General features: G+C 50.6%; 1 protein-coding gene. It reads left to right on the forward strand.

From position 1 onward, the window contains the following. Positions 1 to 435, forward strand: a 435-nt coding sequence (locus ERX40_RS11080; protein ID WP_165980762.1) for an MFS transporter, incomplete at its 5' end; no start/stop codon positions are given.

Below are 435 nucleotides of genomic sequence, written 5' to 3' on the forward strand. Positions count from 1 at the left end.
AAACTATACGATAAATTAGGTCCTGGACGCCCTATCTTTATCGGACTATGCTTACAGCTCATCGGAATTGTCTGGCTACCCCTTGAAGCCTTAAGCGCAGCCCCGGTCATCGTCTTGATCGGCTATGCCTTCATCATGCTAGGTACCGGTTTTTCAATGGGCAACATTATGACAAGCGGACAAGCTCAGTTACACCAAGAACAAACCACTGCCGGCAATGCCATCTTCAACACCCTACAACAATTCGCCGGTGCACTTGGCACTGCGGTCGTCTCACTCATCATGGCGCTGGCTCAAGCCGGTTCAACCTCTGCTCACAACACTGCCATCGGTTCGCAACATGCGTTTGGTTTCCTCCTGCTATTAACCCTCGTTGGTGATGTCGCGATTTTCTTTGGGTTGCGGCGACGTCGTGGTGAAACCACAGGTAAATAA

It is taken from the genome of Macrococcus carouselicus (assembly GCF_004359515.1).
In the GTDB taxonomy this organism is placed as follows: domain Bacteria; phylum Bacillota; class Bacilli; order Staphylococcales; family Staphylococcaceae; genus Macrococcus; species Macrococcus carouselicus.